This window comes from Paenibacillus sp. Leaf72 (assembly GCF_001422685.1).
Taxonomy (GTDB): Bacteria; Bacillota; Bacilli; order Paenibacillales; family Paenibacillaceae; genus Pristimantibacillus.
Genome location: NZ_LMLV01000001.1, coordinates 468,699 through 494,515, shown reverse-complemented (window position 1 = coordinate 494,515; position 25,817 = coordinate 468,699). Strand labels below are relative to the sequence as shown.

The 25,817-nt window shown below is 48.8% G+C and carries 32 protein-coding genes; 25 read left to right on the top strand and 7 right to left on the bottom strand.

All coding sequences use genetic code 11. From position 1 onward, the window contains the following. Window positions 1–118 precede the first annotated feature (118 nt). Complete coding sequence (locus tag ASF12_RS02280) at window positions 119–703, top strand: class I SAM-dependent methyltransferase (protein WP_056029046.1); 585 nt, start codon at window positions 119–121, stop codon at window positions 701–703. Window positions 704–733: 30 nt separating this feature from the next. Here ASF12_RS02280 and ASF12_RS02275 read toward each other — a convergent pair whose 3' ends face one another. Next, window positions 734–1,810 (bottom strand): HAMP domain-containing sensor histidine kinase, encoded by a 1,077-nt coding sequence (locus ASF12_RS02275; RefSeq protein WP_235533016.1) that lies wholly within the window; start codon window positions 1,808–1,810, stop codon window positions 734–736. Next, complete coding sequence (locus tag ASF12_RS02270) at window positions 1,800–2,495, bottom strand: response regulator transcription factor (protein WP_056029044.1); 696 nt, start codon at window positions 2,493–2,495, stop codon at window positions 1,800–1,802. The genes ASF12_RS02275 and ASF12_RS02270 overlap by 11 nt, the downstream gene beginning before the upstream one ends. A 511-nt stretch (window positions 2,496–3,006) precedes the next feature. Between ASF12_RS02270 and ASF12_RS02265 the strand changes: the two genes are divergently transcribed. The 6 genes from ASF12_RS02265 to metG all read left to right on the top strand — a co-directional run bounded on the left by ASF12_RS02265 (window position 3,007) and on the right by metG (window position 6,698). Continuing rightward, a complete protein-coding gene (locus ASF12_RS02265) occupies window positions 3,007–3,207 on the top strand; it encodes a hypothetical protein (RefSeq protein WP_046231914.1) in 201 nt (66 codons plus the stop codon). A 33-nt stretch (window positions 3,208–3,240) separates the two neighbouring features. After that, window positions 3,241–3,465: a hypothetical protein gene (locus ASF12_RS02260; RefSeq protein WP_056029042.1), complete on the top strand. Its 225-nt coding sequence runs from the start codon at window positions 3,241–3,243 to the stop codon at window positions 3,463–3,465. A 92-nt stretch (window positions 3,466–3,557) separates the two neighbouring features. Then, window positions 3,558–4,016, top strand: a complete 459-nt coding sequence (locus tag ASF12_RS02255; RefSeq protein ID WP_056029040.1) for a Fur family transcriptional regulator — start codon at window positions 3,558–3,560, stop codon at window positions 4,014–4,016. Then, window positions 4,016–4,285 carry a membrane protein insertion efficiency factor YidD gene (gene yidD / locus ASF12_RS02250; protein ID WP_056029038.1) on the top strand — a complete coding sequence of 90 codons (270 nt, stop codon included), beginning with the start codon at window positions 4,016–4,018 and terminating at the stop codon, window positions 4,283–4,285. The genes ASF12_RS02255 and yidD overlap by 1 nt, the downstream gene beginning before the upstream one ends. 48 nt (window positions 4,286–4,333) lie before the next feature. Further along, the gene (locus ASF12_RS02245; protein WP_056029036.1) at window positions 4,334–4,621 is read left to right on the top strand and encodes a hypothetical protein; all 288 of its coding nucleotides are present in this window, start codon (window positions 4,334–4,336) and stop codon (window positions 4,619–4,621) included. A gap of 61 nt (window positions 4,622–4,682) precedes the next feature. Next, window positions 4,683–6,698 carry a methionine--tRNA ligase gene (gene metG, locus ASF12_RS02240; RefSeq protein ID WP_056029034.1) on the top strand — a complete coding sequence of 672 codons (2,016 nt, stop codon included), beginning with the start codon at window positions 4,683–4,685 and terminating at the stop codon, window positions 6,696–6,698. Between the two features lie 165 nt (window positions 6,699–6,863). On the opposite strand, the gene ASF12_RS02235 is transcribed toward metG, so the two are convergent. Further along, the gene (locus ASF12_RS02235; protein WP_056029032.1) at window positions 6,864–7,283 is read right to left on the bottom strand and encodes a hypothetical protein; all 420 of its coding nucleotides are present in this window, start codon (window positions 7,281–7,283) and stop codon (window positions 6,864–6,866) included. Between the two features lie 290 nt (window positions 7,284–7,573). Here ASF12_RS02235 and ASF12_RS02230 point away from each other — a divergent pair, with 290 nt between their 5' ends. The 4 genes from ASF12_RS02230 (at window position 7,574) to ASF12_RS02215 (ending at window position 11,105) form a co-directional block, all read left to right on the top strand. Further along, entirely contained in the window at window positions 7,574–8,605 is a 1,032-nt protein-coding gene (locus tag ASF12_RS02230; protein ID WP_056029030.1) for a metal ABC transporter solute-binding protein, Zn/Mn family, read from the top strand. A gap of 120 nt (window positions 8,606–8,725) precedes the next feature. Then, the gene (locus ASF12_RS02225; RefSeq protein WP_056029028.1) at window positions 8,726–9,571 is read left to right on the top strand and encodes a metal ABC transporter ATP-binding protein; all 846 of its coding nucleotides are present in this window, start codon (window positions 8,726–8,728) and stop codon (window positions 9,569–9,571) included. Beyond that, window positions 9,555–10,364 (top strand): metal ABC transporter permease, encoded by an 810-nt coding sequence (locus tag ASF12_RS02220; protein WP_056029026.1) that lies wholly within the window; start codon window positions 9,555–9,557, stop codon window positions 10,362–10,364. The genes ASF12_RS02225 and ASF12_RS02220 overlap by 17 nt, the downstream gene beginning before the upstream one ends. A 21-nt stretch (window positions 10,365–10,385) precedes the next feature. After that, window positions 10,386–11,105 carry a cytochrome c biogenesis CcdA family protein gene (locus ASF12_RS02215; RefSeq protein WP_056029024.1) on the top strand — a complete coding sequence of 240 codons (720 nt, stop codon included), beginning with the start codon at window positions 10,386–10,388 and terminating at the stop codon, window positions 11,103–11,105. Here the strand turns inward: ASF12_RS02215 and splB are convergent. After that, a complete protein-coding gene (gene splB, locus ASF12_RS02210; RefSeq protein ID WP_056029022.1) occupies window positions 11,102–12,172 on the bottom strand; it encodes a spore photoproduct lyase in 1,071 nt (356 codons plus the stop codon). The genes ASF12_RS02215 and splB overlap by 4 nt on opposite strands. A 334-nt stretch (window positions 12,173–12,506) precedes the next feature. On the opposite strand from splB, the gene mntR reads away from it, so the two are divergent. Next, a complete protein-coding gene (gene mntR, locus ASF12_RS02205) occupies window positions 12,507–12,929 on the top strand; it encodes a transcriptional regulator MntR (protein WP_056029020.1) in 423 nt (140 codons plus the stop codon). Between the two features lie 126 nt (window positions 12,930–13,055). Here the strand turns inward: mntR and ASF12_RS02200 are convergent, their stop codons facing one another. After that, on the bottom strand, window positions 13,056–13,361 hold the full coding sequence (locus ASF12_RS02200; RefSeq protein WP_056029018.1) for a hypothetical protein: 306 nt from the start codon (window positions 13,359–13,361) through the stop codon (window positions 13,056–13,058). A 13-nt stretch (window positions 13,362–13,374) separates the two neighbouring features. Next, window positions 13,375–14,292 (bottom strand): DUF1385 domain-containing protein, encoded by a 918-nt coding sequence (locus tag ASF12_RS02195; protein ID WP_056032677.1) that lies wholly within the window; start codon window positions 14,290–14,292, stop codon window positions 13,375–13,377. Between the two features lie 299 nt (window positions 14,293–14,591). On the opposite strand from ASF12_RS02195, the gene ASF12_RS02190 reads away from it, so the two are divergent. From ASF12_RS02190 to ASF12_RS02160, 7 genes are all read left to right on the top strand, one after another. After that, the gene (locus ASF12_RS02190) at window positions 14,592–15,119 is read left to right on the top strand and encodes a YqhR family membrane protein (RefSeq protein WP_081418569.1); all 528 of its coding nucleotides are present in this window, start codon (window positions 14,592–14,594) and stop codon (window positions 15,117–15,119) included. 93 nt (window positions 15,120–15,212) lie between these two features. Beyond that, window positions 15,213–15,653, top strand: coding sequence for a type II 3-dehydroquinate dehydratase (gene aroQ / locus ASF12_RS02185; protein WP_056029016.1), 441 nt, complete (start codon window positions 15,213–15,215; stop codon window positions 15,651–15,653). Between the two features lie 25 nt (window positions 15,654–15,678). Beyond that, window positions 15,679–16,752 (top strand): M24 family metallopeptidase, encoded by a 1,074-nt coding sequence (locus ASF12_RS02180; protein WP_056029014.1) that lies wholly within the window; start codon window positions 15,679–15,681, stop codon window positions 16,750–16,752. 69 nt (window positions 16,753–16,821) lie between these two features. Then, the gene (gene efp, locus ASF12_RS02175; protein WP_046231928.1) at window positions 16,822–17,379 is read left to right on the top strand and encodes an elongation factor P; all 558 of its coding nucleotides are present in this window, start codon (window positions 16,822–16,824) and stop codon (window positions 17,377–17,379) included. A 190-nt stretch (window positions 17,380–17,569) separates the two neighbouring features. Continuing rightward, window positions 17,570–18,403, top strand: coding sequence for an amino acid ABC transporter substrate-binding protein (locus ASF12_RS02170; protein WP_056029012.1), 834 nt, complete (start codon window positions 17,570–17,572; stop codon window positions 18,401–18,403). 116 nt (window positions 18,404–18,519) lie between these two features. Then, on the top strand, window positions 18,520–19,773 hold the full coding sequence (locus ASF12_RS02165; protein WP_056029010.1) for an aspartate kinase: 1,254 nt from the start codon (window positions 18,520–18,522) through the stop codon (window positions 19,771–19,773). A 119-nt stretch (window positions 19,774–19,892) separates the two neighbouring features. Next, the gene (locus ASF12_RS02160; RefSeq protein ID WP_081418568.1) at window positions 19,893–20,780 is read left to right on the top strand and encodes an aminoglycoside phosphotransferase family protein; all 888 of its coding nucleotides are present in this window, start codon (window positions 19,893–19,895) and stop codon (window positions 20,778–20,780) included. 80 nt (window positions 20,781–20,860) lie between these two features. On the opposite strand, the gene ASF12_RS02155 is transcribed toward ASF12_RS02160, so the two are convergent. After that, window positions 20,861–21,577, bottom strand: a complete 717-nt coding sequence (locus tag ASF12_RS02155) for a 2-phosphosulfolactate phosphatase (protein WP_056029006.1) — start codon at window positions 21,575–21,577, stop codon at window positions 20,861–20,863. Between the two features lie 161 nt (window positions 21,578–21,738). On the opposite strand from ASF12_RS02155, the gene ASF12_RS02150 reads away from it, so the two are divergent. From ASF12_RS02150 to spoIIIAE, 6 genes are all read left to right on the top strand, one after another. Then, on the top strand, window positions 21,739–22,005 hold the full coding sequence (locus tag ASF12_RS02150) for a YqhV family protein (protein WP_056029004.1): 267 nt from the start codon (window positions 21,739–21,741) through the stop codon (window positions 22,003–22,005). Window positions 22,006–22,194: 189 nt separating this feature from the next. Continuing rightward, window positions 22,195–23,250, top strand: coding sequence for a stage III sporulation protein AA (spoIIIAA, locus tag ASF12_RS02145; protein WP_056029002.1), 1,056 nt, complete (start codon window positions 22,195–22,197; stop codon window positions 23,248–23,250). Beyond that, window positions 23,244–23,762: a stage III sporulation protein SpoIIIAB gene (gene spoIIIAB / locus ASF12_RS02140; RefSeq protein ID WP_056029000.1), complete on the top strand. Its 519-nt coding sequence runs from the start codon at window positions 23,244–23,246 to the stop codon at window positions 23,760–23,762. The genes spoIIIAA and spoIIIAB overlap by 7 nt, the downstream gene beginning before the upstream one ends. Before the next feature lie 15 nt (window positions 23,763–23,777). Continuing rightward, entirely contained in the window at window positions 23,778–23,981 is a 204-nt protein-coding gene (spoIIIAC, locus tag ASF12_RS02135; RefSeq protein ID WP_046231940.1) for a stage III sporulation protein AC, read from the top strand. A 36-nt stretch (window positions 23,982–24,017) separates the two neighbouring features. Beyond that, on the top strand, window positions 24,018–24,422 hold the full coding sequence (gene spoIIIAD / locus ASF12_RS02130; protein WP_056028998.1) for a stage III sporulation protein AD: 405 nt from the start codon (window positions 24,018–24,020) through the stop codon (window positions 24,420–24,422). After that, window positions 24,419–25,789, top strand: coding sequence for a stage III sporulation protein AE (spoIIIAE, locus tag ASF12_RS02125; protein ID WP_235533014.1), 1,371 nt, complete (start codon window positions 24,419–24,421; stop codon window positions 25,787–25,789). Before spoIIIAD ends, spoIIIAE begins: the two co-directional genes overlap by 4 nt. The last annotated feature ends 28 nt before the right edge of the window (window positions 25,790–25,817 follow it).

The window sequence follows — 25,817 nt, the reverse complement described above, 5'->3', positions numbered from 1 at the left end:
TAATCTTCGATGCCACTGTATACGTTCAGAATCTTAAGAATTCCTTTAGTTTCCCCCTCACTTTATATTCAGATTTTTTGGATAGCATAAGGAAAGTGAAATAAAGGGGGATACGATGATGATAAATGTAAACAGTTGGAAAAAGGAAAAACTGCTTTTTCTACATAAATTTTTGCGTTCGCCCAGACAAATCGGCAGCGTAACGCCAAGCTCAAAATTTCTCGCGAAAAAAATGCTGGAGTCAGTTCCCTGGAACAAAGCAACGAGTATCGCAGAGCTGGGAGCCGGTACCGGTGCGATAACCAAATACATTCAAGCAGCCAAAAAGAAAGCGACTAAGGTTATCCTTTTTGAAAAAGACCCTTATATGCGTGAACAATTGCAGGAGCATTATCCCGAATTTTCAAGCTATGAGGATAGCAGCTACCTCCAGGCATCGCTGCATACGGAAGCGATCAAGCAGTTGGACTGCATTATTAGCGGACTGCCATTTACCAATTTCCCGCAAACGCTGCGAGACAAGCTGATGGAGCAAATTCTCGTATCGCTTAAAGATGACGGTCTATTCATTGCTTTTCAATACTCCTTGCAAATGAGATCGCAGCTTAAAGAGCATTTTGAAATTGAAAAAATTACATTTGTGCCCTTAAACATGCCTCCCGCATTTGTATATGTTTGCCGTAAAAAGGAGGTGCGGTTATAGGCGAGATATCATGAAAAGCAAGCTGGATGCTTAAAGCTGCTGCTGCGGGTGCTTAAATTCGGTGCAAAACGCATAATGCCCCTGATGATGGTTAAGCCAGATCCGTCCATTGTGCAACTCGACGATATGTTTAGCAATCGATAGACCAAGGCCAAAGCCGGCAGGCATATGGGCATGGTTGCGGGAGGGCTCCATTTTATAAAATCGTTCAAACAATTGCTCCTCCTGCTCCTTCGTTATCGGTTGGCCCGCATTTTCAACACTTAAAGTAATTCGTCCTTCTTGCACAAAAAGCTTTACGGTGATTTCTCCGGGCTTCACGGAAAATTTCAAGGCATTCATTAATAAATTGTCGATCGCTCTGACCATTTTTCCAGTATCCATGAGAGCTATGACAGGTACAGCAGGCAACGCTTTTTTTATTATAATGTTCTGTTCCTGAGCTACAGGCTCAAATTCAGTAACAAGCTGCGCCAATAATCTGTTGAAATCGATTTCCTGAAAAGATAAACGGACATCCGGGTCGCTAAGCCGCGTATATTCGAATAAATCGTCTATTAGCTTTTTCAACTGCTGGGTTTTGTTATAAGCATTGTCGATATACCTTTCTTGCTCCTGAACATCTTGGAAGGAGTGGGTTTTCAATAAATCCAGATAGCCAATAATGCTGGTCAGCGGTGTTCGCAAGTCATGCGAAACGGAGGTGATCAGTTCCATCTTCGATTTTTCCAGCTGTCGCTCCCGCGCAAGCTTGCTTTGCAATTGTTCCGCCATATCATTGATATTTTGTGCTACATGCCCTAATTCATCCTGGCTGGATAACGGAATCCGGTAGCTTAAATTCCCGAAGGACATTGCTTTGAGGCCATCGGTAATCGTCTTGAAATAACGGATCGTACGGCGGGTCATTAATATGAAGCTGAACCAAAAAGAGAGCACAAAAATGCCTATAGGCAAAAATTTATAAATAAAACCGGATTGGGGTCGCTGCATGGAATAGATCGTGCTGAATAAAGTAGCAAGTATCAGGCTGAAAATAAAAGCCCAAAGCATCTGGACGCGAATGCTTTTTTTGCCGAATAAATAAGTCCATAGCTTATTTTTCAATTTTGTATCCCACTCCCCAGACCGTCTTAATATATTGCGGCTCTCTAGGATTGACCTCGATTTTCTCGCGGATGTTGCGTATATGAACCATCACTGTATTTTCCGAATAAAACGCGGTATGTTCCTTCCAGACGCTTTGATAGATTTTATCGACGTTAAAAACTTGCCCCCGGTGCATCGCTAGCAATTCCAGAATGGAAAATTCAATGGGGGTTAACGATTTTTCATGGCCGCGCACGACAACGCTATGCTGGTCTCGATTAATGACCAAATCATCCATAGCTATTTCAGAGTCATTTATGGCTGGCTTGCTGGAAGCGAAATGCTGCCGCCTGATTTGGGCTTTTACCCGGGCAATCAGCTCAAGAGGGTTAAATGGTTTCGTTACATAATCATCTGCGCCTGTGGAAAGACCCATAATTTTATCTAAATCCTCCCCTTTAGCAGAGAGCATAATAATAGGAACATTCGATATTTCGCGGATTTTGAGGCAAGCTTGAATGCCATCCAAATGAGGCATCATAATATCGAGAATAATCAGATCAATATTTTCCTGCTGAACCATTTTCAAAGCCTGCGTCCCGTCCTCCGCTTCCCGGACAAGGTAGCCTTCATTCCGCAAATAAATGTGAAGGACGTCGCGAATTTCCTGTTCATCTTCAGCTACTAGAATGGTCATTTTCATGCATCTATCTCCTTATAAATCGCTTTCTGAATTGGCAGAAATAATTGGACGAGGACAATGGCTGCTGTCAGTGCGGTAGCGATTCACAGCAAGCGTATTGCGTAAGTATAGACGATATCTCCTGCAACTTGAACGTGACCTAAGGCTAAACGTCTTGTAGCAAAGCTTTCATATTTGTAGACACTGCTTCTAGCTTACTTTATAAAGCTTTAGATTTTAATAAGGTAATTCTGAAGTTATTCTGAAGATTAAGTTCTTCCATTTTGTGGAGCCAACTTTATCAAGATGGGTATCGAATATTTAAACTGGGGTTTCCATATTGATGAATGGAATCAAATCCCCCTCTACATGATCCTTCTATAAAGGGCAGTCCCGATATTTTAAACCTGAAATCGTGACAAATTCGTTACTTATGGCAGGAAAGTGGCGGCACGCCTATCGTTAGCACTGGCTTTATGCAGGGCAAATCCCTTATAATGCTAGATAGAAATGTTATGGGGGAGTGTATCGCGTGAGTTTAGTAGATGTCAGCAATGTATCGCCAGCGTTATTTATTTTGGGCGTCGTTTTTTTGCTGCTCATTTTCGGATTGCTGAGCTTTGGCATTTTACGTATGTTCGGGCAGCGGTTTCGTTCCGGTTGGATATGCATCGGTGGGGCAGTTGTCAGCTTCGTTGTATTTATGTGGATATTAAATCGATGGTTCCTGTAGCTCAGGGAATTTGCGGTTAGAGGAGGCGTCGATATGTTTTGGACAGCAGTATGGTTTATCGTCAATATGTTTTTTGTCACTTCATTAATTTTATTTCTTTTTATGCAGCGCTCTTATACGCTCGCCAAGCTGGAATCAGGCAACGGGGACAAGCTTCGCAAGGCGCACAAAATACGACTGACGTTTGGAATTATCAGCCTGATTTTGTTTGTGGCCATGGTCGCGAGCTTCCTTATTAATATGCGGTTGAACGGTTAAAATAGCAGCGGCAGGAAGGCTCTCATTGACGAGAGTCTTTTTTTTCGGCATTATTGGGAGAGAGAGAATTTCAGAAGCAGGAGGTTTGTCGCATGAGTACACATGCACATTCACATACGCATACGATTGAAGATATTGTGAGAATCATGTCGAGCCAAGGACTGCGCATTACCGACCAGCGCAAGACGCTGGCCAAGCTATTCGCAGAATCGCCGGGCTACTTGGCCCCCAAGGACGTTTATGAATACATGGGCAAGTCTTATTCCGGACTTAGCTTTGATACCGTATACCGCAACCTGCGTGTCATGGAGGAGCTTGGCGTGCTGGAGCAGGTGGTGTTCGAGGAAGGCGTCAAGTTCAAGCTGCATTGCCGCGAGCATGACCACCACCACCATATGATTTGTCTGAACTGCGGCAAAACGTATCCAATTATGTGCTGCCCAATGGAGCAGACGACTGCGCCCGCTGATTTCCGAATCGTCAAGCACAAGTTTGAAGTGTTCGGTTATTGTAAAGACTGTGATCAGGAAGAAGCAGCAGCGCAAAGCTAATGGAAAAGAGACCTGTTGTCAGACGTGTCGCTCAGGCGCCGATTCATTTTTACCGCAAAGCGATTTCACCGCATTTGCCGCCTTCCTGCCGCTTTGCTCCAACATGCTCCGCCTATGCGCTGGAGGCTATTGAGAAGCATGGCGTGCTCAGGGGCTCATGGCTTGCGGCGCGGCGGATTAGCCGCTGTCACCCGTTTCACGCTGGAGGCTACGATCCGGTTCCCCCCGTAAAGGGCGGGAAGCAGAGCGAGGGGGATCAGCCTACTTGACAGAAGGGCTGGCTGTTCGGTATATTTTGTCATATATGAGTCTGATGAATGGATAAGTACAATGGAAGCTGCGTCGCAGAGAGCCGGGCAATAAGGTGTGAGCCGGTACGGGCAAAGTTGGAAGATGGTCCTGGAGGATCTGCTTTTGAGCAGCGCGCTGCCCTAGGTTTGACTAGGCGGGAGCGGGTAAGAGAGCAGCGTTTGACCGGCGTTAACGGTATTGTCCGCCTTCAATCGGCGGCACACGAAGCCATTGCGTTTTTTTTCTGCGAATCAGGAGAAGATGCAAGGGGAATTTGGGTGGTACCACGTGAGTTTTATACTCTCGTCCCATGATGGACGGGAGTTTTTTGCGTTTTTATGTGTTTTTAGAATCGAAATTTGGGAGGCTGCTGAAATGGCGAATGACAACAAAACATTTTATTTGACTACGCCGATTTATTATCCGAGCGACAAGCTGCATATTGGGCATGCGTATACGACGGTGGCGGGCGACGCGATGGCAAGATACAAGCGGCTGCGCGGCTACGACGTTTGGTTCCTGACTGGAACCGATGAGCATGGGCAGAAAATCGAACGCAAAGCACAGGAGCAAGGCAAGACCCCTCAGCAATTCGTCGATGATATCGTTATCGGCATTAAAAGCTTGTGGGCGAAGCTGGAAATTTCCAATGATGACTTTATTCGCACGACGGAGGAGCGCCATAAGAAGGTCGTTGAGAAAATTTTTGATCAGCTGCTGAAGCAAGAAGATATTTATAAGGGTACGTATGAAGGCTGGTACTGTACGCCGTGTGAATCCTTTTTCCTAGAGCGCCAGCTTGAAAACGGCAATTGTCCGGATTGCGGACGCCCGGTTGAGCTCGTAAAGGAAGAGAGCTATTTTTTCCGGATGAGCAAATATGCAGACCGCCTGCTTAAGCTATATGAGGACAACCCTCATTTTATTCAGCCGGAATCACGCAAAAATGAAATGATCAACAATTTCATCAAGCCGGGCTTGGAGGATCTAGCCGTATCGCGTACGACCTTCGATTGGGGCGTTAAAGTGCCAGGCGATGCGAAGCATGTCATCTATGTGTGGATTGATGCACTGTCCAACTATATTACGGCGCTTGGCTATGGCAGCGATGATCCCGAGGCTGCGGCTAAATATGAGCGCTTCTGGCCGGCGGATGTCCATCTCGTGGGCAAGGAAATCGTTCGTTTCCATACGATTTATTGGCCGATTATGCTCATGGCACTCAATCTTCCGATTCCGAAAAAGGTATTTGCCCATGGCTGGCTGCTCATGAAGGACGGCAAAATGTCGAAGTCCAAGGGCAATGTTGTGGACCCGGTTATGCTGATCGACCGTTATGGCCTCGATGCTGTCCGCTATTATTTGCTGCGCGAGGTGCCTTTCGGCGCCGATGGCACCTTTACTCCGGAAAATTTCGTCGAGCGTATTAACTTTGATCTTGCCAACGACCTCGGCAATTTGCTTAATCGTACCGTTGCGATGATTGATAAATATTTTGACGGCGAGATTCCAGTTTATGCCGGACAAATCACACCATTCGACGCTTCGCTTGAAGCGCTGGCGCAGGATACGATTGCTTCTGTGGAGGCTGCTATGGAAAACATGGAGTTTTCTGTAGCGCTCGCTGCGATTTGGCAGTTCGTCAGCCGGACGAATAAATATATTGATGAGACACAGCCGTGGACGCTGGCGAAGGATGAAGGCAAGCGCGCGGAGCTGGCTGCGGTCATGCAGCATTTGGCGGAAGCGCTGCGCATCACGTCGATTATGCTCCAGCCGTTCCTGACGCATGCGCCGCGTGAGCTGTGGAAGCAGCTCGGCATTCAGCCGGGCGAGCTGACGTCATGGGAGAGCATGCGCACGTTCGGGCAGCTGCCGGCAGGCACGCGGGTGCAGAAAGACAGCCCGCTGTTCCCACGCCTGGAGACGGCGGATGAGGTTGCTTTTATCGCAGCCGAGATGGGGGGCGGCGCTGCCAAAGCGGAAGCGCAGCCGGAAGCCGCGCAGCAAGCGGCTGGCGCTGGAGGGGAAGGAGCCGCAGCAGACGCGGCTCCGGTAGAAAGCAAGGAAGAAATCGGCATCGACGATTTCGCCAAGGTAGAGCTGCGAGTGGCGCAAGTCATTGCTGCCGAGCCTGTGAAGAAAGCCGACAAGCTGCTGAAGCTGCAGCTTGATCTCGGTTATGAGCAGCGCCAGGTCGTTTCGGGCATTGCGAAATTTTATACGCCAGAGTCGATTGTCGGCCGGAAGGTGATTTGTGTGACGAACCTGAAGCCGGTGAAGCTGCGGGGAGAATTGTCGCAAGGGATGATTCTGGCTGCGTCGCACGGCGACCAGCTAACGCTGGCGACGGTGCCGGACGATATGCCAAATGGCGCTGTTGTGAAATAAAGGGAATTGCAGTAAAGCAAGCAGCATAAGAGAGAACCGGGCGGAGCTATTCCGCTTCGGTTCTCTTTTTATTAGTGTTTGATAAATAAGTTTTAGACTGCCGTTGTGGTCATTGAAATAACGTTCTCTGTTAGCGCAATGAATGCCGATTTGGTACGGTTCTTATTAATCGTTTTTTGTGGTATCCCCGTTTACAAACATCTCTTGAATTCGGTTTGTCAACTCCTCATTGTGGATGTAATAATGCCTGCCCTGCGAATTCGGAGTGAATCCCAGCTTGCTCTCGTGACCTTCCCGCAAGGATACCGCGTACAGGAAGCCGCTCCGGTCCTCTTGGTTCGGATCTGGCTCGAATTTCATGTCTTTCACTTGATCGATCCACTCTTGAATCTGTTTTTTGTTAGCAAACCATTTCCGCTCGCCCGAGCTGCCGTCCGTAATCTCCATGGAATCCACTTTCGCAATATCCCCTGGGTAGAGTTCTTGCAATGTCTTTGTGGTCAGCTTCTCAGCTTGAGGTTCGCTGCAAGCTATGATCGCAAGCCCCATGAGTAGCAGCAGTAAAACGCACCCTATTATCCTCATGTTCTTCCCCCCCTTGTTTGTAACATAGACGTACCAAAGGCAACTTATGTTACTCTCAACATAAGTGACCGTTGCCTTAATGGGATGTTACGAGTCTAATACATTATTTTTTTTCGACAGCGGGAGCGGAATAGACACACAACCGCCATACTCGCATAGTGTTCTGCTACGTGTAGACCAGGAACATGCGAATAGCAGTTGACAGTGATGCCAAGCACTCGTATAATCTGAACGTAATCATAACGATTACTAAAAGAAAACGGTTTTCACAGAAATGGAGCATTTGCGAAATGAAAAAGGTATTTTCAAGCAAGAAAATAACGGCTATGGCCGCTTTATTGTTGTCGGTTGTTCTTGTGCTGTCCGCATGCGGCAGCAATTCGAAGTCTTCTATCGTAGAAGGCAAGACGAATGTCGTGACTAGTTTTTATCCTCTCTATTATTTCGCTTCAGAAATTGGCGGTGAATATGTCAATGTCGTCAACCTCATCCCGGCAGGAGTGGAGCCGCATGATTGGACGCCGAAAAGCCAAGATCTCAGCACCGCCTCCAAAGCGCAGCTGTTTCTGTACAATGGAGCAGGACTGGAAGGCTGGACGGACAGCTTTCTGAAAGGATTGCCGAACGATCAGACGATCATTACGGCCGAAATGAGCAAAGGTATTGAGCTGATTCAAGGCAATTCCGAAGAGGAGCATGATCATAGCGCTGAAACGGCAGAGGAGCATGCGGATCATGAAGAGTATAGCGAAGAAGCAGACGGTGCAGCTGCTGACGAGCATGATCATGAGCACGCTCTCGATGTCGATCCGCATACTTGGGTCAGCCCGAAATCGGCAATCATTATGGCTGAAAATGTGAAAAATAGCCTCATTCAAGTGGACAGTGCCCACAAAACCGAATATGAGGCGAACTATGAGGCGCTGCACAGCAAGCTTGCAGCACTCGATGCGAAGTTCGAGCAGGAGCTGTCCAAAACGACGATGAAGGATATCGTAGTATCCCATCAGGCGTTTGGTTATTTGGCCCGCGACTATGGCTTGACGCAAACGGCTATAATGGGATTATCGGCTGATGCTGAGCCTAGAGCGCAGGATTTGCTGAATATCGCCAAATTTGTGAAGGAACAAGGCATTCGCTATATTTTCTTCGAGGAGCTTGTATCTCCGGCACTTGCGGATACGCTCGCGAGCGAAGCGAAGGTAGACACATTGATGCTGAATCCAGTAGAAGGACTGACGCCAGAGCAGGAGAAAAATGGCGATACCTACATTACGCTGATGGAAGCGAATTTGCAAAATCTTCTGAAAGCACTGCAATAAGGAGCTGCGAGGAAATTAACGGTACTTTATTTCGTCGCAGTCTCTAGGTAAACGGCGCTTTATTAATGATATAATCAGGGAAGTATAGCAATATAGTAAAAAGCAAGGGAGGTTGACAGGATGCAACAAGTGACAGAGAGGCTGCCAGAAGCGGACTTGCTTTCCAGCCCGGCAGGAGACTGCCATCAGGATATTATATCGCTGGAGGGCGTTACCTTCTCGTATCAGCAGCAGCGCGTCATTACCGGACTTAATTTAAGCGTTCGCGAGCGTGATTTTATCGGGCTGATTGGCTCGAACGGCGCGGGAAAAACAACGCTGCTCAAAATGATTGTCGGCTTGCTAAAGCCGGAGAGCGGCGTCATTCGTTTGTTCGGCGAGCCGGTAGGCCAATTTAAGGCATGGGAAAAAATCGGTTATGTGCCGCAAAAAAATGCGTTTAATCCCCTTTTTCCAGCGACGGTTCGCGAAGTGGTGCTATCGGGCCTTTACGGGCGCAATAAGCTGTTTCGCCGTATTACGAAGAGCGATCACTTAAAGGCAGATGACGCCCTGCATGCGATGAAAATCGAGGATTTGGCGGACAAGCGGATCGGCCAGCTGTCCGGCGGCCAGCAGCAGCGTGCTTTCTTGGCGCGGGCGCTTATTAACAATCCGTCGCTGCTTATTTTGGATGAGCCTACCGTTGGGATCGATTCAGAGACGCAGGAAAGCTTTTTCCATATGATCAAGCATATGCATCAGCATCACAATATCACCTTCCTCATGGTGTCCCATGATATGGAGATGATCCGCACTTATTTGGGGCTGCATCAGGCAGCGCAAAGCGGCAAGCTGAAGTTTTACAAAAAGCATTCGCATGATTTGCAAAATTGTGCGCAAGATGATCTGACTCACAGCCTGCGCGGGCTTCGTCAGGAAATGGATAGCAGAGAAGAGGTTGTTCAGGTTGGAGATCGTTACTAGCGAATTTTTTCAAAGGGCGCTGATTGGTGGCTTGCTTATCGGAGTAACAGCGCCGCTAATGGGCATTTTTCTCGTGCTGCGCCGTTTGTCCATGATCGGCGATACGCTGTCGCATGTATCCATTGCGGGCGTTGCGCTTGGATTCTTAATTGGGGTGTATCCGGTTGCGGTAGGCCTGCTGTTCGCTGTTGCAGCTTCGTTTGCGATTGAAAAGCTGAGGAAAGCTTATAAATCCTATGCCGAGCTGTCCATTGCGATTATTATGTCGGGCGGCGTTGCGCTGGCTTCGATTTTATTCACGATGGGCAAGGGCTTTAATGTCAATGTCAGCGGCTATTTATTTGGCAGCATTTATACGCTGAGCAACATCGATTTAATTACGATTGCCGTGGTGACGGTTGTCGTCCTTGTAGCCATCAGGCTGCAGGTGAAGGAGCTGTTTTTGCTTACTTTTGATGAGGATGCAGCAGCGGTGAGCGGGTTGCCCGTCCGTTTTTATAATGTTATGATTAGCGTGCTAACCGCGCTTGTCATTAGTGCTTCCATCAAAATTGTTGGAGCGCTGCTTGTGTCTGCACTGCTGACGATTCCAGCGGCTTGCAGTCTTATCATTGCGCGCAGCTTTCGGCAGAGCATTATTACCGTCGTCATTATTGGTGAAATTGCCGTTATTTGCGGCTTGATGATTGCAGGGATTTGGAATTTGGCTCCGGGCGGCACGATCGTGCTTCTGCTCATTGTTATTTTGCTGGGCCTCTTGCTGTTCAAGCGGGGAATAAGAACAGGGAGTTAATCAAAATCGAGGTGCTGTACGGTGAACGATCTTAATATTTGGCTCGCATTGGGGGCGGGCTTTGCTTCCTTCATCTCCCCATGCTGCTTGCCCTTGTATCCATCTTATTTATCTTACATAACCGGCATTTCCGTCAGCGATCTCAAAAATAATGAGCATACGAGCAAGCAAATGCGCTCCCGTACGATGCTGCATACGCTGTTTTTCATTATCGGCTTCTGTACGGTGTATTACACGCTTGGCTACGGTACGAATGTGTTCGCGGAAACGTTCAGCGAATATGAGCCGCTCATCCGCAAATTATCGGCGATTTTAATTGTGCTGATGGGGCTGTTCCTGCTCGGCGTTTTTCAGCCGCAATTGCTGATGAAGACGCGCAAGCTGCCGTTTGATGCTTCGAAAAAAACCGGTTATTTAGGCTCCTTTATTTTTGGCATTGGATTTTCGGCCGGGTGGTCGCCTTGCACAGGTCCTGCCTTAACGGCGATTCTGGCTTTGGCGGCATCCGAGCCGAATACCTGGTTTAAGCTGACTACGGCTTATGCTTTAGGCTTTGCCATTCCGTTTTTCGTATTGGCTTTTTTCCTAGGCTCAGCGAGATGGCTGCTGAAATATACGAATACGGTGATGAAGGTCGGCGGAGCGATTATGATTGTGCTCGGCATTATGCTCTTCACCGATCAAATGACGCAAATTACGTCGTGGCTTAACCTCATTACGCCGGATTGGCTGAAGTTTTAAGTGAAATATTCAATTTTCGCTTGTGGAAAATGCTCAAAGATGCGCTCTGATATAAACAATCGGAGCGCATCTGCTTGTTCTGTAGAGTAGACATATTTTCCTTGTCCCCAGCGGCCCCATTTGTATTTGCGCTTCTCAATGTCCATTTCCAGCTTCGTGCGCGGATAGCGGCGCTCGATCACATTTTTCGCTGTTTTCGTAAAACGGTGCTGGATAAGCTCAAAGGTTAAATCGGCTTGCTGTGCCTCTTCAGGCAGCGCCTCTGCAAGCGATACGAGCAGCTCGGCGTAGCCTTCCTCCCAGCCCTCATGCCAGATAATCGGCGCAATGATAAAGCCGAGCGGATAACCGGCTTTAGCTACTTTGGCTGCGGCTTCAATTCGCTGCTCGAAGCGGGAGGTGGCTGGCTCGAAATTTTTGATCACATATTTGCTGTTGACGCTGAAGCGAATGCGGGTATGGCCATTATGCTTAACATCTAGCAAAGAGTCGACATGATGGAATTTCGTCACGAAGCGCAGTCTGCCTAGCGGCTGCTCCGCCATAAATTCAATCAGCTCGCGCAGGCTGCCTGTAATGGGCTCCAGCCCGACGGGATCGGACATACAAGCGGCTTCGAAGCGGGTTATTTCCGGTGCTCGCTCGTCGATGTATTGCTTGGCAGCGCTGATAATCTCATCGATGTTGACATAAACGCGAATATAGGGCTTTGCGCCGAGCGTCGTCTGCAAATAGCAATAATGGCAATGCGCCATACAGCCGGTCGCAATGGGAATGGCATATTCCGCTGATGGCTTGGACGTATCAAAGGTTAGCGTTTTGCGAATGCCGACGACGAGGGTGCGTTTGGCAATCCGGTATTTCTCAAGCTCGGTTTCACCGGGCAAATTGGTAATCCGGTTATGCGAGCTTGTCATGCGGAAAGGAATGCCTTCCTTTTGCACCCAGTCATAAATGCGCTTGCCCTTCGGATAATTAAGCGCATCCGGTTCAAAATAGACGAGCTCGGGAACGAAGGATAAGCTCTTCAGCGCTGTTTTTGGACGCTCCTCTATGGTGGAAGCCATGAGCGGCACCTCCTGTGCTTTGTTGCTTTAAATAAGAAGCTTAAGTTATAATGTGCGACAAAGGAAAGGGCTTCAAACTGGGAGTTGCAAGGTGAAACGGCCAAAAGCCACCTCTGGCGGCGCAGCGCGTTTCAGTCCGAGAAATATAAGCCTAATGATAAATGTGAAACTTATAAATTCTTATATTTCAAGAAATGCTCTAAATCGCTAATGCCATTAATTATTGCGCGGCCGGGATTGTCCATAAGGTTGCAGACAGGTTTCAAAACAGTGTATGATACTAGAGTAACGCCGAGGAAACAAGGTGAAAGAAGTTGGGTTAGGGGGTTCTTCAATGCCGACACCGAGCATGGAAGACTACTTGGAACGAATTTATAAGCTCATAGACGAAAAAGGTTACGCGAGAGTGTCGGATATTGCGGAAGGGCTGGAGGTTCACCCTTCGTCAGTGACGAAGATGATTCAAAAGCTCGATAAAGATAACTATTTAATTTATGAGAAATACCGTGGTCTTGTATTAACGACAAAAGGGAAGAAGATGGGCAAGCGGCTTGTGGAGCGCCACCATCTGCTGGAATCATTTCTGGCCATTATCGGCGTCCAAGATGAGAATATTTATCAGGATGTCGAAGGCATTGAGCATCATTTAAGCTGGGATTCGATCACCTGCATCGAGACGCTCGTCGCATTTTTCGAACGTGATCCTTCCCGATTGGACGACCTTAAAGCGGTTCGCGCCGAGCTCGATAATGAGTGATAACGCAAATATGAAGTGAAACGCAGTATGATGTGCAATTACCCAAAAAAAGAGCGTGACCTCCGAGAAATCGAGGTTACGCTCTTTTTGCGTGGTTGGCCAGCTGTCATAGCGGGCTACATTGGCTTAATGATACTTCGGCAGATCATCATCTTCCTTGCCGCCTTCGATAACGCGGAACGGCGTACGCTGCGATTTCGGGCGTTTGGCAGGCTGTGAGCGGTTGCCAGGGCGCACCTTAGGCGAAGCAGAACCGGAACGGCCTCTCCAGCGGTCAGGCGGGAACTTGTAAAGCACATAAATGAGGCCGAATACGATAATCGGGATTAGGAATGAACGCATATCGGTCAAAACGCCATAAATAACTCCGATGCCAAGCAAAGACATAATAATAATTGCCGGCACGCTCCATTTTTTAGGCCTGTTTGCCATAATCATTCCGCCCTTACGCTTTAATATTGGTCATTTGTTGATCAAGCTCGCGCATCCGGTTGAAGGAAGCAATGGATACGGCAACCTGATCGTCCTTCGGTTCTTTCGTTGTCAGCAATTGCAGCCACAGGCCCGGGTAGCCGAGATAGCGCAGCACGGGAATGTCGCGCATCGCATTTGTAATGCGCAGCACCTCATAAGAAATGCCGAGAACGATGGGGAGCAGCAAAATGCGAATGTAAATTCTTTCCCAGATGGAATCCCAAGTGAAGAAAGGCAGCGAATAAATAATAACGCCGACAATGACGGTGAAAATAATAAAGCTGCTGCCGCAGCGATAGTGCAGGCGGCTGTATTTTTGCACATTGCTGATCGTAAGCTTCTCGCCAGCTTCATAGGCGCTAATTACTTTATGCTCGGCGCCATGATATTGAAACAGTCTTTTGATAATCGGAGTGAGCGACATCAAATACAAATAAGCTAGCAATAAAATGATTTTAATAAGTCCTTCTAATAGGTTATGACCGATTTTGCTCTCAAATACATTGCTGAACAATAGTTCTTCCAGCGCAGCGGGAGCTGCGGTGAAAATCAGCTTGCCGAAAATAAACGACAGCACGCCTGCCACGGCAACACCGACAATCATGCTTAGGCTGAAACCGGATTTTTGCTCCTTCTCAGGCTTTGGCTGTGCTTCGGGATTTTTGGCGGCTTCTTCCTTCGCCTCATCCTCCGCGTAATTTTCCATAGAAAAGTTCAGATGCTGCGAGCCTTTGGCGCTGGAATCTATTATGCCGACAACACCGCGCACAATCGGAATTTTTTTCAGCTGCTGGATCCAGCGCTTCGTCGTCCGCGGAACCTCATAAAAGATGATTTCGTCATTTTTTCGGCGAACAGCTGTAACATTGACATGGCTTCCTGCGAACATGACGCCTTCAATGACAGCTTGTCCTCCATAGATGCTTTTTGGCTTTTGCGACAAGTGTTGGTCACCTTCCTTAAAAGTGTATCGTCCCAATCAGGTGACGAATCATTTTTTTCATTTTCTTGCGAATAGTTCTATTGTACTTGATCGGTGCGGCAATTGCCAACGTTTGAGCTGCTTGGGCAATCCAGAAACAGCTGCCAACAGAGGCGGTTACTTCTATGCTTTTTTTCACATACTAAAACATGGCTTCTTTTATTTAGGAGGCGACAGGTGATCACAAGCTGGAGGCGAAGGAAACGATGGCAGAAAATAAACAAAATAAACGGACCGCCGGAAAAGGCGGCAATCCATATGAAGGCAAGCATCATACGAATATTTGGACGTATTGCTTATCGACGGGCTTTTTTGCTGGCCTGATTTGGGGCATATTGCGCTGGTTTTTTTATGAAATGAAATTTACACTGGAGCTGCCAGGCATAATGGCGGACCCGTTTTTCCGCTCCTCCTTTTTGAAGTCGGGCTGGGGCATAGTAGTAGGCGTTGGCTGCTACATTATTTTTTCAATAATTGCTGCGCTGCTATACGGTCTGCTGTTCCGCAAGCTCAAAGGTCCATGGCCTGGTGTGCTCTATGGACTCGCCTGGTGGGCGATCGTTTTTCTTGCTGTAGGGCCGATGCTGCATGTGACTCGAACGGTGTGGAAAACAGGCTGGAATACGCTTAGCGCCGAACTATGTGTCTTTTTGCTATGGGGCGTTTTTATCGGCTACACCATTGCTTTTGAATTTACAGACGAGGCGTCCCGAGAGCCTGTACAAGCAAGCTGAATAGTTGTCCCTTCTCAAGCGGCGGGCATATGTGGTAAAATGGCAATTGATCTTTGTCTTTAGCATTGATTTGTCCGTTAGGGAGGTGTGCAAATGCTCAAAATTCTGGTGCTTAATGGCCCGAATCTGAATATGCTTGGTGTTCGTGAGCCAGGAATTTATGGATCGGCTACGCTTGCTGATATTGAGGCTAACTTGCTGGAGCAGGCGAAGGGTCTGAATGTACAGCTGGATTTTTTCCAATCCAACCATGAGGGCGCGCTTATTGATCGGATACATAGCGCTTATGGCGCAGAGGATGGCATACTTATTAATCCCGGAGCGTTTACGCATTACAGCTATGCGCTGCGCGATGCTTTAAGTACGGTAGCTCTTCCTGTAGTTGAGGTGCATTTGTCCAACATACATACGCGCGAGGCATTCCGTCACGTGTCGGTTATTGCACCTGTAGCGGTCGGGCAAATTGCCGGTTTCGGTCCACAGAGCTATGAGCTTGGCCTTGCGGCACTTGCTCGTAAGCTGAAGATGGCTTAAAAAAACGGAAAGGGGATGAACATAAATGTCAAAGGAAAGAGTGAATCGCTTGCGCAGCGCCCTTACGGAGCTGGGTCTGGAAGCTATTCTTATTAACAGCGAATACAATCGCCGTTATATAAGCGGATTTACAGGCTCCTCTGGTATGGTCCTCATTACGTTAAGTGACAGCATTTTGCTGACCGATTTCCGCTATATGACGCAGGCTCCTGAGCAGGCGATCGGCTATGAAATCGTAGAACATGCGCCTAAAGCGATGGAAACGGTGAAAGAGCTGTTGAAAGCGAGAAAAATCAGCAAGCTGGGCTTTGAGCAGGAGCATGTCGTTTACGGCGAATTCGCTGATTGGACAGCTGTGCTTGGCGACATTGCCCTTCATCCAGTAGCGGGGCTTGTTGAAGGCCTGCGGATGATCAAGGACGAGTCGGAGCTGCAAGTGATGCAGGAGGCTGCTGATCTAGCGGATGCGACATTTACGCATATCCAGAAGCTGCTGCAGCCTGGCGTGAAGGAAAGCGATATCGCGCTGGAGATGGAAATTTTCATGCGCAGCCATGGTGCTCATTCCTCTTCGTTCGAGACGATCGTAGCGTCCGGAGAGCGCTCAGCCTTGCCGCATGGCAAAGCAAGCGAGCGGGTTATCGGCAACAATGAATTCGTGAAGCTGGATTTCGGCGCTTATCTGAAAGGATATTGCTCTGATATTACGCGCACGGTTGTCGTTGGTACGCCAACGGACAAGCATCGCGAAATTTATGACATTGTGCTGGAGGCACAGCTGAATGCGCTTGCTCATATCCGTCCGGGCATGACAGGCCGTGAAGCGGATGCTTTGACGCGTGATGTCATCACGAAATACGGCTATGGCGACAAGTTCGGTCATGGCACCGGACACGGACTCGGCATGGAAGTGCACGAGGCTCCGCGTTTGTCCAAGCTTAGCGAAACGATTTTAACCCCCGGTATGACGGTAACGGTTGAGCCTGGCATCTATCTCCCCGGTTTCGGCGGAGTACGGATCGAGGATGACATCGTAATTACGGACACCGGTATTAAAATATTAACCGCATCGACTAAAGCGTTTCTTACTTTAGGCTAAGTTGTGGTAACAGCGGTAAACGAGCACGATCAAGCTTGCTATTTTTCTAATCCCAGGAGGTAATCAGCAGTGATTTCAGTAAATGATTTTAAAACAGGATTGACAATTGAAGTAGACGGAGACATTTTCTCCGTAACCGATTTCCAGCACGTTAAGCCAGGCAAAGGCGCGGCATTCGTGCGCTCCAAGCTGAAAAACCTCCGCAACGGCAACGTTGTTGAGAAAACGTTCCGTGCAGGCGAATCGCTTGCTCGTGCGATCATCGAAAACCGTGCTGTACAATACTTGTACAACTCCGGTTCCGAGTACACGTTCATGGACAACGAAACGTATGACCAGTTCGAACTGAACGAATCGCAGCTGAAATGGGAAATCAACTTCCTGATCGAGAACATGACGGTCAACATCTCGAGCTACCAAGGCGAAATCATCGGTATCCAAATGCCGAACAGCGTTGAGCTGAAAGTTATTGAGACGGAGCCAGGCATTAAAGGCAACACGGCAACCGGCGCAACTAAAAATGCAAAGCTTCAAACGGGACACAACGTACAAGTTCCATTGTTCATTAATGAGGACGATGTGCTGTTGATCGATACTCGCGAAGGAAAATACATCTCCCGCGCATAGGAGATGGCAATGAGCTGCTTCAAGGGTGCAATTGGCCCTTGGAGCAGCTTTTTTATATGAACCGTCTAAACTTCACACGAACTTCTCATTTTTATCGTAAAAAGCATTGATGTATAAAGGCTTACTATTGTAACATTCAATATAATAGTTAAGCTCATGCATCTAGCGAAGACGTAGAGGAGTAGAGTGAATGGCAAGAAAAAGCTTTGTTTTTCTGCTGACAGCCTGTTGGTTTTTGCTGGTGGCCTGTGGCACGGGACCAGGGCCGAATGCAACGAATCAGCCAGCTGCAAGTTCGGGGGAAGCGGCAACTGGTGGGCAAAACTCCCTGAAGGCTGTTCAAGCAAGCGGCAAGCTGCGTATAGGAACGGAAGGAACGTATGCGCCTTTTACTTATCATGACGAAAACGGCAAGCTTGTCGGATTCGATGTAGAGATAGCTGCAGAAATTAGCAAGCGTATTGGCGTGGAGCCTGAATTTATTGAAACGCCGTGGGCTGAAATATTTGCAGGACTTGATGCGGGGAAGTTTGATGTTGTTTTTAATCAAGTCAGCATTCGGGACGATCGACTGGAGCAATATTATTTTTCCGATCCTTATATTTACTCCCATATTGTGCTCATTGTGAATCAGGATAACACGGATATTAAGAAGCTTTCTGACTTGCAAGGGAAAAAGGCGGCACAATCGCTGACAAGCAATTTGCTTGATATTGCACAGCGGTACGGCGCGGAAATTGTGCCGTCCAAAGGCTTTGATGATGCGATTTCCTTGTTGTTGTCCGGTGAAGTGGACGCGACGGTTAATGATGGGTTAACTTATTTAGACTTAAAGCATCGCGAGCCGGAGGCGCCGCTCAAAATTGTTGATGAAATGTCGGAGGCAACGGCAAGCGGCGCTTTGTTTACGAAAGGGCATGATGAGCTTGTTATCGCCGTCAATAGGGCGCTTGCGGATATGAAAAAGGACGGTACATATTTGGAAATTTCAACAAAATATTTCGGCACCGACGTTTCCAAATAGCATGCTGAAGCTGTGAAGGTTGCTTGTATTTTTGTGATGGGATATACCCAGATGCATGATGGTTGTGCTATAATATTGACTTGCATGTATATGTCAAGGTTGGGAGTGAGTCAGCTTTGTCGTTGATAGTGATGAAGTTTGGCGGAAGCTCGGTGGGAACGCCGGAGCGGATGCAACGGGTAGCAAAACGAATTATTGAAAATAGGCAGGCGGGAAACCGCGTTGTTGTTGTCGTATCTGCAATGGGGGATACAACGGATGATCTGATCGACCAATCGAAGCTGCTTAATCCTAATCCGCCAGCGCGCGAGATGGATATGCTGCTTACGACAGGCGAGCAAATATCGGTAGCGCTTTTGTCGATGACGATTCACCAGCTGGGACACCACGCCGTTTCGTTGACAGGCTGGCAGGCGGGAATCCGTACGGATGCTGTACACAGCAAGGCGAAAATTACAGATATTCGTACTGAGCGCATGATTAAGGAGCTGGATGCGGGCCATATTGTTATCGTAGCCGGTTTTCAAGGCATGTCCGAGGAAGGCGACATTACGACGCTGGGACGTGGCGGCTCCGACACGACAGCAGTTGCACTGGCAGCTGCGGTTAAAGCGGATGTATGCGAAATTTACACCGATGTGGATGGCATTTATTCGACCGATCCGCGCGTTGTGAAATGCGCTCGCAAGCTCGAAGAAATTTCGTATGATGAAATGCTGGAGCTTGCCCATCTGGGAGCTGCTGTGCTTCATCCGCGTGCAGTTGAATACGCAAAGCATTACAATGTAAAGCTGGTCGTTCGTTCAAGCTTTACCTACAACGAAGGTACAAGTGTAAAGGAGGAAGTAACGATGGAACAAGGCGCTGTCGTTCGCGGTATTGCATTCGATAAAAATGTAGCTAGAATTAGCATTCTGGGCGTTCCAGATTTGCCAGGCGTGCTCGCGACAGTATTTGGCGCGCTTGCAAATAATGGCGTGGATGTGGACATTATTGTGCAAAGCGGCGTACAGGACGGCACAGCCGACTTCTCCTTCACGCTTTCGCTCGATGATAAAGACAAAGCGGTTGCAGTCATTGAAAATCTGCACGGAGAGCTTCCGTACAACAAAGTGACTTCTGAAGAAAACCTGGTTAAAGTTTCAATCGTCGGTGCTGGCATGGTCAGCAATCCAGGCGTTGCTGCAACGATGTTCGCAGCGATTTCAGGTCTTGGCATCAGCATTAAGATGGTCAGCACTTCTGAAATCAGACTTTCCTGCGTCATCGATGCTGAGCCGCTGCAAGAAGTGGTGCGTGCGCTGCATACGGCATACGGTTTGGATACAGCTGAGCAAGCTTTCGTTGGTGGGCCACAGGACCGTCGTTAGACGACTTGCTTTAATGTAAGAAACATGTAAGAGAAATCAAAAAGGCAAGGAGCAATCGCTCTTTGCCTTTTTTGCATATATGGGGATCTACAGAGAGGTAAGATTAAGTACAATTAGATATGATTAAACAAAATGGAAGGAGTTCCAATATGGCGTTCTTAAATGAAATGGTTTGGGCTGAGAGCACGAGCTTCATGAATGAGCTGCTGAAACAAGAACTAGCCTGCAGCAGCATGCCGGCTGGATTGGAGGCCCATGTGTGGAAATATTCGTCTGTTACGGACAGCTTTGTTCTAAAAATATGGGACAAGGATTCCGATCCAGATGTTCATTTTCAATATGTCCTGCTGCAAGCGCTTTGGAACATAGGCATTTCTGTTTCGGCAGCATATGGATGGGGCCACACCGCTTCCGGGCATAAGGCGCTGTTAACCAGCTATGATGGCAGCCCGCTTTCCCAAATAACGAATCAGCAAGTTGAGCATTTGGCTCAATTATTGTTGGACATCCATAAAGTATCCGACCAGGAATTAGATCCTCTGCTTCATAGGAAATACGATTTTATCCGTTATTTTTACCCGCAAATCGAAGAGCATCAAGACATTCAAACGGAATTAATAGAGCTAATTAATGGTTCAAATATGCAGCAAAATAAGTTTATCCACGGTGACTTTAATTTAGGGAACGTAGTAGAAAATCAAGGGAAATACACGATCATTGACTGGACCAATGGGCAATTAGGGGATGTCAGGTATGATTTTGCCTGGACGAGCTTTTTAATTTATTTATACAATGGGGAACCATTAGCCACGTTATTCCAAAATGCATATTTAGCACAAAGTGAATTTGATAAAGAAGAAATTCAAAGGTTTGAAGCCATTGCGTGCCTCAGATGGTTATTGCTCTATCGATTCGCACCAGTTCCAAAAGATGAGTCAACGATCGGACGGATCAATCACAAAATAATGAAAAATAAATTTCTCAATAAAGCGCTTGTGCTGGAGTAGCAGCCTAAAGCGAGACTAGCAGCAGGCTAGGGCGTGATTATTTTCTCGCCTTAGTCTGCTGTTTTATTTTTATTAGCGATTCAGCGCGTCAACAGCACGAGCTTCTCTCCTTGCAGTACGGGAACGTCTTTATAAATATCGACGGCTGCGCATGCTTCAATATCCCGCTGGAGACCAAGCTTGAGCAGCCGCTTGCCTGTGGATCCGGAGGCGAGTGTTTCGAGCGCATCAGAACTGCGGCTGCGGTAGAAGCCGAGCATAGCGATTGCGAAGTCGTCCAGTTCCAAAGCATTTATGCCTGCCTGCATCATCCGCTCAAGCAGCAGTCCGGCGCCATAGCCATCCTCGGCAGCGAAAGCATCATTATAGCCTGCGCATAAAATGACGACATCGCGCCGCAGCGCGAGCGCCGCACGGGCGCAGGCAGCAGCGTTCATTAGCGCGGCTGTCAATACGTAATCGGCACGGGCGGATTTTTGCAGCGCGCGCGTTCCGTTCGTTGTGGTCAAAATAATACGTCGGTTGCGAACCGTATTCGCTTCATATTCATCAGGAGAATTGCCAAGGTCAAAGCCGGATATTTTGCGGCAAAATCGTTCCCCCCCTAGTAAATCCCCCTGCTGCTGCGCTGCTTTAGCCTCCATAACTGTTTCTACCGGAACGATGGCTTCGGCCCCGGCCGCAAGCGCCATCACAATCGTGCTGCCAGCCCGTAATACATCGACAACGATGGCTGTTTTATGATGAAAGCGCGCCTGGCTGGCTTCATTCACGCTTGATATGACCTCAACTTGCATGTCGTTATCCGCCTTTCTTTGCCTTAGCTTCTCATAGCCTTATGCCTGCAATATATGCACCTTCTTCTAGGCATGTGTCCCAAGTGCAGCGGTCATGAATGCCGTAGTCTGCTGCATAAGCTAGAAACAGGTCGGCTGGACAAGGGTGGAGGTGGATTTTTATGCTGAATAAAATCGTGCTGGCAATGGCATCCTTGCGCTTTGCCTCGGGAACCATCGAAATTTGCGCAGCTATTATTATGCTTAAACTCAATCAGATCGACAAGGCGCTTCTCGTCAATTCCTCTTTGGCGCTAGTAGGGCCGCTGATTTTGATTGCGACGACGACGATTGGTTTGGTAGGGCTTGCAGACAAGCTGTCCTATAGCAAATTTGCTTGGGTAGCAGCTGGCATTCTATGTTTAATGATTGGTATTTTGAAAAAATAACGAGAATCGGCGCTGTACCCGAGAACGAAGGCCTTTTTATATATTTAGCTGCCGTTCTCGCTATAAGAGGCGGTCTGCTCCTAGTTAAATAAATTCTAATCTAGCATTTTCGATCCAGTTGGACATATTTTAGCTGGCCAAGCATACATATAAGAGGACTAAGGACAAACATCCGGGAGTGATGAACGCATGCTTAGCCGTATTACGCATTTGTTGCCGCTAGAGCTGAAAGCGATATTGGAACGGCTCCCTGCGCAGGTTCAGGAGCAGCTGGAAGAGATACGGATTCGCGAAGGGCGCCCGCTGGAAATTGGCATGGCAGGCCAATCGCGTTTCGCTGCAAACGACGGCACGCTCTTAACCCAAGCAGGCGGAGCGTACAAGCCTACTGCTGACCTTTGCCGCAAGCTGCTGGAGCGGATGACCAACTACTCCTTGTATGCCATGGAAGAGGAGCTCAGGCGGGGCTTCATTACAGTTGCAGGCGGTCATCGGGTTGGACTTGCAGGGCGTACCGTTCTCGATAACGGCAGTGTCCGCGGCATTCGTGAAATAGGCGCCTTTAATATTCGGATTGCCAGGGAGGTACCCGGCTCAGCGACCCCGCTCATGCCGAAGCTGCTGGACCGATCGCGCAAAACGATCCGCTCCACACTGCTGCTGGCCCCTCCTCAGCAGGGCAAGACGACGCTCGTTCGCGACATTGCAAGATCCGTCAGCTACGGGTTATGGGGAGGCGGGGATGCTGCAAGCTGGGCGGGCAGAAAAGTTGCAATCGTGGACGAGCGCTCGGAAATAGCCGCCTGTGTCCGCGGCATTCCAACCTTTGATATTGGCCCGCGCTCCGACGTCATGGATGCTTGCCCCAAGGCAGAAGGAATGATGATGCTGCTGCGCTCGATGTCGCCCGATGTCATTATTGCAGATGAGATTGGACGTCCCGAGGATGGCGAGGCGATTCGGGAAGCCAGCCATGCCGGTGTCAGCGTCATAGCGACAGCTCATGCGTATGATGCCGAGGATGCCAGAGGGCGGCCTGTATTGCGCTCGCTGCTAGAGGAAGGGGCTTTCGCCCTTATTGTCGAGCTGCGCCGAACGCCTTCGGGCATTATGCACCGGGTGCTTACGGCAGAAGCTTGCGTAAGAGGCTGGGCGGCGCGCGAGCCAACGGCAGCAGTACCGCGTTTAGCCGAAGATGCTGCGCCGCTGTTTTCCGGGCTGATGCGGGGCGATGCCATGTGCTGAAGCTGCTTGGCGCGCTGCTGATTTTGTTCGCCGGAACGATGCTTGGCTTTCAGCAGGCGGCGCGTTTTGCCGCTAGACCCCGCCAGCTTCGCCATACTGCTCACGCGCTTCAGAGGCTTGAAACGGAAATTGGCTACGGGCATACACCGCTGCCGGAGGCGCTGACTCGAACCGCGGCTTTTGTTCCGGCTCCACTAAACCGGATGCTGATGCTGGCTGCAGAAGGGCTTGCAAGCGATGAAGGGCTTTCTTTTCCAGAAAGCTGGGAGCGGGCGGTTCGCGAGGTTTGGGGAACTACAGCCATGCGGGCAAGCGAGCAGGCGGTGTTGATCCGTCTTGGCTCAACGCTCGGTATTAGCGACCGTGAGGACCAGCTTAAGCATTTGAAGCTGGCGCTCATTCAACTGAAGGCGGAGGAAGATTCGGCGCGGGAAGACCAGGCGAGGTATGAGACGATGTGGAAAAGCCTCGGCGTTTTAATCGCCGTGCTGCTCGTTATTTTGATGGTTTAATGGGGTGCCGCGGAAATGAATATGGATGTGAGCGCCATTTTCCAAATAGCCGGTATCGGAATTATCATCGCGATGATTCATACGGTGCTTAAGCAGATGGGGAAGGAAGATATGGCGCATTGGGTGACATTAATCGGCTTTGTTGTAGTGCTGTTTATGGTCGTGCGTATGCTGAACGAGCTGTTTCAGGAAATTAAAACGATTTTTCTGTTCCAGTAACTAGCTTGAAGAGAAGCCGCAAGTAGGTGAAGCGAAGTGGAAATCATTCAAATCGTCGGTCTTGGGCTGATTGCAACAGTCCTCATCCTTGTCGTTCGAGAGCAAAAGCCGCTGTTCGCTTTCCTGCTTGCGGCATTTACCGGCCTCTTTATTTTTCTGTTCCTGCTTGGCAAAATCGATTCCGTCATCGCGGTGCTTACTGATTTGGCGAATCGCTCCGGCATTCCTTCTATTTATTTGAAGACGGTGCTGAAAATAATCGGCATTGCCTACATCGCTGAATTTGGCGCTCAAATTGTCCGGGATGCCGGACAGGAAAGCATTGCGTCGAAAATCGAATTCGCTGGCAAAATATTAATTCTCGTCATGGCGGTGCCGATCATCAGCGTCATTATCGAAACGGTCATCAACCTGCTGCCGACAGGAGGAGGAGCCAGTTGAGGATAAAGCTTGCTGGCAGCTCCTATCCGTCGAACGCCGTTTGGTTTACGCTGTTAGCTGCTGTATTGTACTTTTTGCTGCTTGTGCCAAGCTCAGAGGCTGCAGCGAAAGGTGTGTCAACTTCAGCTTGGCAGTCGGAACAGGCTTCTTATCAGCAGCTAGCTTCACAGCCAACGTCTTCTCCACAAACCTATCAGTCGCAGCAGACTCAGCAAAGCCAGCAATCGCAGTCCTTGCAGCAGCAGCAAACACAGCAGGCTCAGGCGCAAGCCGCACTCGGTCAGCTGACCGGCAGCGGGCTGAACGATATGGATACGGATGCGGTGGAGAAATACTGGAACGAGCTCAAAAACGAATATGGCGGATTTTTCCCTGAGCAGAAGCTGCCGAGCTTTGCCCAAATGCTGCTGCCGGGCGGAGAAGGGCTCAAGCTGGAAACGGTGCTGAAAGGGCTGCTGTCTTATTTTCTGCACGAGGTGCTCTACAATGGCAAGCTGCTGGTCACAATCGTCACGCTTACCGTATTCAGCATGATGCTGGAAACGCTGCAAAGCGCCTTCGAGCGCAATGCGGTCAGCAAGGTAGCTTATTCCATTACCTTTATGGTCATCCTTATCATCACGGTCAACAGCTTTAATGTAGCGATCGGCTATGCGAAGGAAGCGATAGAAAGCATGATCCAATTCATGCTGGCGATGCTTCCGCTGCTGCTCGCGCTGCTTGCGTCGATGGGCAATGTCATGACGGTGTCGGTGCTGCATCCGCTCATTATTTTTATGATTCATGTCGTAGGCACGCTTGTTTATACGCTCGTATTCCCGCTGTTGTTTTTCTCGGCCATTTTGCATATCGTCAGCGCCATGACCGAGCGTTTCAAGGTGACCCAGCTTGCCAATCTGCTGCGCAGCATCAGCATTACCATTTTAGGCGCGCTGGTTACGATTTTCCTCGGTGTCGTCTCAGTGCAGGGAGCAACGGGAGCGGTGACCGACGGTGTAACGATGCGAACGGCCAAGTTCGTCACAGGCAATTTTGTTCCTGTCGTCGGGCGCATGTTTTCGGATGCTGCGGATACCGTCATATCGGCTTCCATGCTGGCGAAAAATGCAATCGGGCTCGCTGGCGTCATTATGCTGCTGTTTATCAGTGCTTTTCCCGCAATCAAAATTTTGACGCTGGCGCTAATTTACAATGTATGCGCCGCCGTCATGCAGCCGCTGGGAGATTCACCGATTGTGGCCTGCCTGCAAACGATTGGCAAGACGCTGATCTATGTGTTTGCTGCGCTGGCTGCCGTCAGCTTAATGTTTTTCCTGGCCGTCACGATCGTGCTGACAGCAGGAAATGCAGCAATGATGGTGCGGTAAACGGGATGCTTTGACAAAAAGGGGGCGA